Source organism: Neobacillus drentensis (assembly GCF_036962125.1).
GTDB classification, from domain to species: domain Bacteria; phylum Bacillota; class Bacilli; order Bacillales; family Cytobacillaceae; genus Neobacillus; species Neobacillus drentensis_B.
The window spans coordinates 22,202-29,014 of the sequence record NZ_JBALOA010000001.1 but is presented as its reverse complement, the minus strand read 5'-3'; the positions used below and the strand labels follow the sequence as shown (position 1 = coordinate 29,014).

Here is a 6,813-nt window from a genome sequence, read left to right as displayed (position 1 = left end):
TGTTTCCTTTATCTCAGTTGGAGCGCTCCAGGCCATACGCCGCTAAACAGGGTGCTTACGCTTTATTATTGTTCTGTCTAATATTTTTTGAAGGGGTGGCTAAGGATGTCCGTCATTAAAGTGGCAATTCTAGGTTTTGGTACGGTGGGTGAAGGGGTTTATAAAACAATCCAATCCCACGAGGATGAGCTAACTGGGGTTTTAGGGAAAAAGGTAGAAGTAACAGCTGTCCTAATAAAAAATAAGCAAAAAACAAGAGACATTAATGAAGGCGTTCTAATCACGACAGATTTTGCTGAAATTCTAAATCTGCCTCAGCTTGATGTGGTTGTGGAAGCAATCGTAGGCAAAGAACCAACCTTTACATTTCTAAAACAGGCCATTCAACGAGGCTGTCACATTATTACCGCGAATAAAGAGATGTTTGCTTACTACGGTAGTGAACTGCTTGAGTTAGCGGAGAACCATAATGTATCGGTAGGGTACGAAGCGACAGTTGCTGGTGGAATTCCAGTCATTCAAACCTTAAGACAGTTATTAAATGTGAACCGTGTTCGACAGGTACAAGGAATCCTTAATGGGACATCAAATTTCATCCTAACAGAAATGCGTGAGGGAAAGCAGTCTTTTGCTGCTGCCCTCCGTTTGGCGCAGGAGAAGGGTTATGCAGAAGTTGATCCAACCAACGACGTCGAGGGCTTTGATGCCTTTTATAAAACTATGATTCTCAGCAGAATTGCCTTTGGGGAAGAACCTAAATGGCACGATGTGGAACGGAAAGGGATTACTACAATTACTAGTGAGTTAATTGAAGTGACTGAAAAACTTGGTTTGAGGTTTAAACATATTGCAAGTATTAGTAGGATAGGATATCAAATTAATGCGTCGGTTAGACCAGTACTTGTTGGAAAGTTCCATCCTTTTTATCATGTTGAAGGGGTAGAAAACGCTGTGAATGTTCAATCCGATATAGTTGGGAGTATCACTTTACAAGGTCCAGGTGCGGGTATGTTTCCAACTGCAAGTGCTGTTATCGAGGATTTAGTCTTTGTTTGTCAAAACCAGCCTCCAAATAAGAACTATAATAAAACAACGGCAGCCTGTGAACAAAAAGAGAAGGGGAATGGAAAAGGATTATGGTTTCTTCAAGGTCTCGTAAAAAATTATTTAAGCCCTTCGCTTACTTGGGTAGAACAAACTTCTGAAGATACGGCTATTATTCAGGCAACCCAAAAAGAATTAGAACAGTTAATTAGTCAAAAGAAGGCATCGGGTTACTTTCAGATAATCGGTGAATATAAAATACTAAGCAACAATAAAGAAGCAAACTTTGCAGTCCTTTAATTTAAAAGAATGAGTCAGCCATTCTTTTCGTGATAAAGAGCATTTAGGTGCTCTTTTTTTATTTTTATTGGGGAAGAGTCTAGTCAAATTTAAGTGGATTTCATATCTTGTAAAAGCTTGACCAAACGGACTAGTTTTTAATAAAAGTAAATTGAAGAGGTGGGTCATGTTAAGGTATGGCTTAAATGAAGGGTTAGTAAAGAATTTGATAAACACATTTACCTATGAGTTTTGGGTATTGCCTGAAAATATACATCATATTGATACCCAATCACGAACAATCCCGGCAAATAGGAATGGAAAAAATTACATCATTGGGCCGGGATATGTGGAGTCCGACCATGATGCTGCCGTTAGTGTATCGGTTGGTTTAAATGGAATAACAATTTATGAACATACACTTGAAAATATCTATGCAGTGTTAGTTTATGAAACAACGATTAAAGATCTCATTCATATTGCCATTGTCTATGATGAAGGAGAGCCGCAGCTATTCATAAACGGTAAATTAGTAAAGAAAGGGGAACGCAGCCCGAAAACGTATGTCTATCCATCGGGAATGATTGGCGGACAGCCAGGACTATTTTTTAATGGTGATATCAATGAGATTAGGTTATGGAATTACTGTCGAACCGAGCAAAATCTTAAAGAATTAATGAATACAAAGCTATCTGGAAACGAGGCTGGGTTATATGGTGTTTGGCCAACCCCGCCAGTAAATGTACCAGAAATACAAAGGACAAATACAAAGAGTCAAAACTCTCAAAATAAAAAGTCCCGACTAAATAAGAACGAAGCTATTGAAGTCAGTATCGTTATTCCTTCACGCAATAAATATCCACTCAATCTATTTACACTCTACTCACTAGAACAGCAAACCTTTAATCCTTCAAAGATGGAAGTAATTTTTATTGATGATGCTTCGACAGACCAAACTGAAGAAAAACTAAAGGGATATACAGCTCCATTCCATTTTAAATATATTCGAAATGACAAGAATCTTGGAAGAGCGAGGGTCCGAAACCTAGGAATTCATTTAGCAAGAGGAAGGATTCTTATCTTTCTAGATGCTGAAATGATCACGGAGCCTGACTTTGTTGAAAAACATCATCGACTTCACCAATCTAAAACAAATCTTATTGTATCAGGGGCGATGCATTCAAAAGGCATATACACATGTATCTTCCCAGAATTTAAACGGAAGCAAATAAACAATATCTCAACTTTATCAAAGCATAATAAGGAGATTTTTACTAAGGTTGCTAACTTCAAATATCCATGTAAAGAGCCATACCCATTGTTACAAAGAAGCGATATTGCAAGAGAAATTATCAAGGAATTGAGTTTTGAGGTATACCCTTGGTTTAAATCAATAACCCGCAATTTTAATGCTGATTTAGAAGGGTTTGAATTTCCATGGATGGCATTTCTTACAGGGAATGTCTCCATTCGTAAAGAGCTTATTATTCAAGCTGGGTTGTTTGATGAAGAGTTTGTTCAGTACGGGTACGAAGATTGGGAATTAGGCTATCGTTTATATAAAATGGGTGCCAAATATATCGTTAGTTCCGATGTACCAACTTACCATCAAGAACATCCTATTGGGCAAAGCAAATGGAAAGAAGCAATAAACAACCTGGGACTTTTTACTATAAAGCACCATGACATTGATGTCCTAATTCTTGGATTAGAGCTTGCAGGTCTTTCAGATTTATTAACGATGAATAAAATATTGGGCGAATATAAGATACTTGTTCGATCCAATCCGGAACAATATCAAAAATTTCAAGAAAAATTTATTTGCATACTTGAAACGATTTACCTATTACTCCAAATCGACATCCGTCACATAAATATCTTAGGAGCGGCGGGCTTTGGCTCTGACGATGGTAAAGAGCTTCAAAAGGATATCAATTCTATCAAAGGCTTAAAAAGGTTTTCAAATTTAACAAACCTTTTGGAAAAGGTCATGAAAAGTAATAAAAAAAATAATTCCGCAAACTAGGTTTAGGGAGTGAAAATGTGGTTTCAATTATTACTTGTACAATCAGAGAAGAGAATATCAATAATGTTTTCAAAAATTATCAACAGCAAACCTGGGAGGATAAAGAGCTAATCATTATCCTAAATAAGGATTCTATGGATATTGATAGATGGATTAAAAAGGCGAAGAAATATCGTAATGTTCAAATTTACCAATTACATGAAGCAGCAACATTAGGCGACTGCTTAAATTTTGGGGTCATGAAGTCAAATTATGATATCATTGCAAAATTTGATGACGATGACTTTTACGGACCTGACTATATTAAAAGCTCGATGGAAGCTTTTAAAAATGAAGATATTTCAATTATTGGAAAAAGCTCATTATATATCTATTTTAAAAATAAAAAGGCGTTGATCCATGTATCGGGTAATGAGAATTCAATCACAGACACTGTTGCCGGAGCAACATTAATGTTTAGAAAAGATGTGCTCCATCATGTTCAATTTGAAAAAGTAAATCGGGCTGAAGATTACTTTTTCATTAAACAATGTAAAGAGAAGGGGTTTAATATCTTTTCAACCAATCGCTTTCATTTCGCAGTAATCAGGCATGACACAGACAAACATACTTGGAAGATTTCCGATCAGGACCTTATGGAATGGGGAGAAATAATAGCTTATACAGAGCATTTCCAATCAATAGTTTCAAAAGATTAAATGGATTTAGGGAGTCTTTATCCACAGTTTTATCCACGATAAGATCCTTGATATACAAGTGTTCCACAGACTTACACACAATATCCACAGTTCGTTATGGAATTATCCACAACTATAGCTATTACTAACGTCTTCAACTTGTTAAGTTCACATTCTCTTCAAATTTCTAACATAAATATGTTAAAAAACTGTGAAAGTCGTTGTCAAATTTTAACTAGGATAGTATATTAAAAATGCAGAGAATATAGTGAAACAATTCACATAATCTCGCTAATCAGGTTTTAAAATGAGTTCTTATTAGTAAGACCTCTCTTAGAGCTCGTTGGAAAAAGGTTTTCCCCCTTTATCTTATAAAAAGAAGCAGGATATCCTGCTTCTTCTTTTTGTTTAAAATTATTTATTTTTTTTCATTCTAACACGTTGATTTGCTGCATTTGCACGTGCTTGTGCTTCAAGATCTGCATGGTCTGCAAATTCTGCAGAGTACTCAACATCATTTCCGTCGGTTATTTTTAGGTTCTTAGGTGTTTGTGGAAGTGAACTTTTATTGCTATTACCAGTCCCACTATTATGCATACGACCCATTACTAAAAACCCCCTTCAATTGTAACATCCAGGAGCGAAGTTGCTCCCTTTAATATCATTTACAAATTGAAAGGGAACCATGAATGGAAAATCCTTCAGCAGACTCTAATGGGTATTATAGCCTGGTTTTCTTATCGTGAAATCCACCAGCACGGTCCGCCATTTTAAATTCTCTTTGATAAGAAACCTCCTGCATACTCGTAAGGGAGTATTTGCCACGATCCTTATCCTTTTTCTTTTTTTCCGCCATTTTGCTCATTCCTTTCAACATTTTTCTTTTAGTTAATCGTCATCAAGCTATGTGGTAAAAAATAAAAGCACTTTATGTACTTATTTCCATTTTTACCTTTAAGGAAAGGAATGATACTTTTTTTACGAAAATATATTTTTCAATGCCAAATTTAAATTTGAATACCTAAATGGATACCCATGTGCTAAAAGCTTATTCGGTAAAACCTTTTGACCATCAATCACCAATGTGCTCATTTCACCTAGTAGTAACCTGAGAGCAAAACTTGGGACAGGGAGCCAGTGGGGACGGTGTAATACCTGTGCAAGGGTTCTTCCAAATTCATTCATTGTAACAGGGTGAGGTGCAGTGAAATTGACGGGACCATCCATTTTTTCATTCTCAATAATAAACAATATCCCATTGACCACATCCTCAATATGAATCCACGACATCCATTGACGGCCATTACCAATTGGCCCCCCAATAAATGATTGATAAGGAAGAGCGATTTTAGGAAGGGCACCTTGTTGGTTATCAAGGATGATTCCAAACCTGCAAAATACGGTGCGTATCCCTAAGTGGGAAACTTTACTTGCCTCGTTTTCCCAATTCTTTACTGTATGAGACAGAAAATCATCGCCAAATCCATGGGTTTCTGTTTCTGAAAAAGTTTTTTCTAATGATGTTCCATAAATTCCAATGGCACTTGCATTAATAAATGTCTTCGGTTTATTGTTTAAAGTTTTGATAATTTCTAATAGTGCCTGAACAGATTCTAAGCGGCTGTTTACTATTTTTTCTTTTCTTTTTTCTGTCCAACGCCCACCATTAATCGATTCGCCGGCAAGATTGATAAAAATATCGGTTGCTTCAAGTTCTGGAATCGGGTTTGAGTTTTCACTTAACCATTGGACGTAACGAATTCGATTTGTTTCGATGGTTCCCTGTATGGTTCTTGATAAAATAATTATCTCATGATTGTGTTTCAATAAATGTTCTGTAAGTGCCTTCCCAACAAAGCCTGTTCCACCTGCAATCGCAATTTTCATTTTTTTGCCCCCCTTATTACATTTAATCTTACAACAACCATTGAGTGATATGGTAAAGTATTGTTGAGGTGAATAACGTGGCCATTATTACAAAGATCACCACACAACAGAAAAATCAGGACCGTTTTAACATTTTTATGGATTACGGCAAGGGTAAAGGTGAAGAATTTGCCTTCAGTGTCGACAGCGATGTGCTCATTAAATTTCAATTAAAAAAAGGTATGGAACTTGATGATTTTTCCTTCATGGAAATTCAATATCAAGATGACATTAAGAAAGCATATAATAGAGCAATTCATTATTTGGCAAGAAGAATGAGGTCGGAAAAAGAAATACATGATTACCTTGTGACAAAAGAAATAGATGAACCCATCATTAATGAAATTCTTCATAGATTAACCGCTCAGAAATACATAAATGATGAGGAGTTTGCGTTAGCCTATGTCCGGACTCAGGCGAATACCACTGACAAAGGTCTAAATGTCATCAAACTGGAACTAAAGGAAAAAGGGATTGCTGAACAAATTCTTAACCAAGCTCTACAGGAATATCCTTTAGAGCAGCAGATTGAAAAAGCCACTAAGATTAGCACAAAATTTTACGAAAAGAATACTAAGGAATCGCTTAAAATTTTAAAACAAAAGCTTGAGAACTTGCTCCTTAGGAAAGGGTATTCCTATGATGTCATAAATATTGCTGTGAATGATATCAGCGTGAGCAGTGAAGAAGATGAGGAAATGGCAGCAATTAGATTCCAAGGAGAAAAGGCACAGCGGAAATATAGTAAATATAGTGGCTTTGAATATAATCAAAAGATGAAGCAAGTATTATATCGAAAGGGATTTTCAATGGATTTAATTGAAAAATACCTCGCAGATGAAGAAAAATCATGACAAAGCT

General features: G+C 36.1%; 7 protein-coding genes. 4 read left to right on the top strand and 3 right to left on the bottom strand.

What is annotated here, in order from left to right; genetic code table 11:
• The first annotated feature begins 105 nt into the window (after positions 1-105).
• The 3 genes from V7121_RS00150 (at position 106) to V7121_RS00140 (ending at position 4,047) form a co-directional block, all read left to right on the top strand.
• Positions 106-1,344: a homoserine dehydrogenase gene (locus V7121_RS00150; protein WP_335545316.1), complete on the top strand. Its 1,239-nt coding sequence runs from the start codon at positions 106-108 to the stop codon at positions 1,342-1,344.
• 166 nt (positions 1,345-1,510) lie between these two features.
• Positions 1,511-3,349, top strand: coding sequence for a glycosyltransferase (locus V7121_RS00145; RefSeq protein WP_335499910.1), 1,839 nt, complete (start codon positions 1,511-1,513; stop codon positions 3,347-3,349).
• Positions 3,350-3,366: 17 nt separating this feature from the next.
• Positions 3,367-4,047, top strand: coding sequence for a glycosyltransferase (locus V7121_RS00140; protein ID WP_335499908.1), 681 nt, complete (start codon positions 3,367-3,369; stop codon positions 4,045-4,047).
• A 393-nt stretch (positions 4,048-4,440) separates the two neighbouring features.
• On the opposite strand, the gene V7121_RS00135 is transcribed toward V7121_RS00140, so the two are convergent.
• The 3 genes from V7121_RS00135 to V7121_RS00125 form a co-directional block, all read right to left on the bottom strand.
• The gene (locus V7121_RS00135) at positions 4,441-4,632 is read right to left on the bottom strand and encodes a YfhD family protein (protein WP_335499905.1); all 192 of its coding nucleotides are present in this window, start codon (positions 4,630-4,632) and stop codon (positions 4,441-4,443) included.
• Positions 4,633-4,747: 115 nt separating this feature from the next.
• Entirely contained in the window at positions 4,748-4,882 is a 135-nt protein-coding gene (locus V7121_RS00130) for a YfhE family protein (RefSeq protein WP_081825373.1), read from the bottom strand.
• Positions 4,883-5,004: 122 nt separating this feature from the next.
• Positions 5,005-5,913 carry a TIGR01777 family oxidoreductase gene (locus V7121_RS00125; protein WP_335499903.1) on the bottom strand — a complete coding sequence of 303 codons (909 nt, stop codon included), beginning with the start codon at positions 5,911-5,913 and terminating at the stop codon, positions 5,005-5,007.
• A gap of 77 nt (positions 5,914-5,990) precedes the next feature.
• On the opposite strand from V7121_RS00125, the gene recX reads away from it, so the two are divergent.
• Complete coding sequence (gene recX, locus V7121_RS00120; RefSeq protein ID WP_335499901.1) at positions 5,991-6,806, top strand: recombination regulator RecX; 816 nt, start codon at positions 5,991-5,993, stop codon at positions 6,804-6,806.
• Positions 6,807-6,813: the final 7 nt, after the last annotated feature.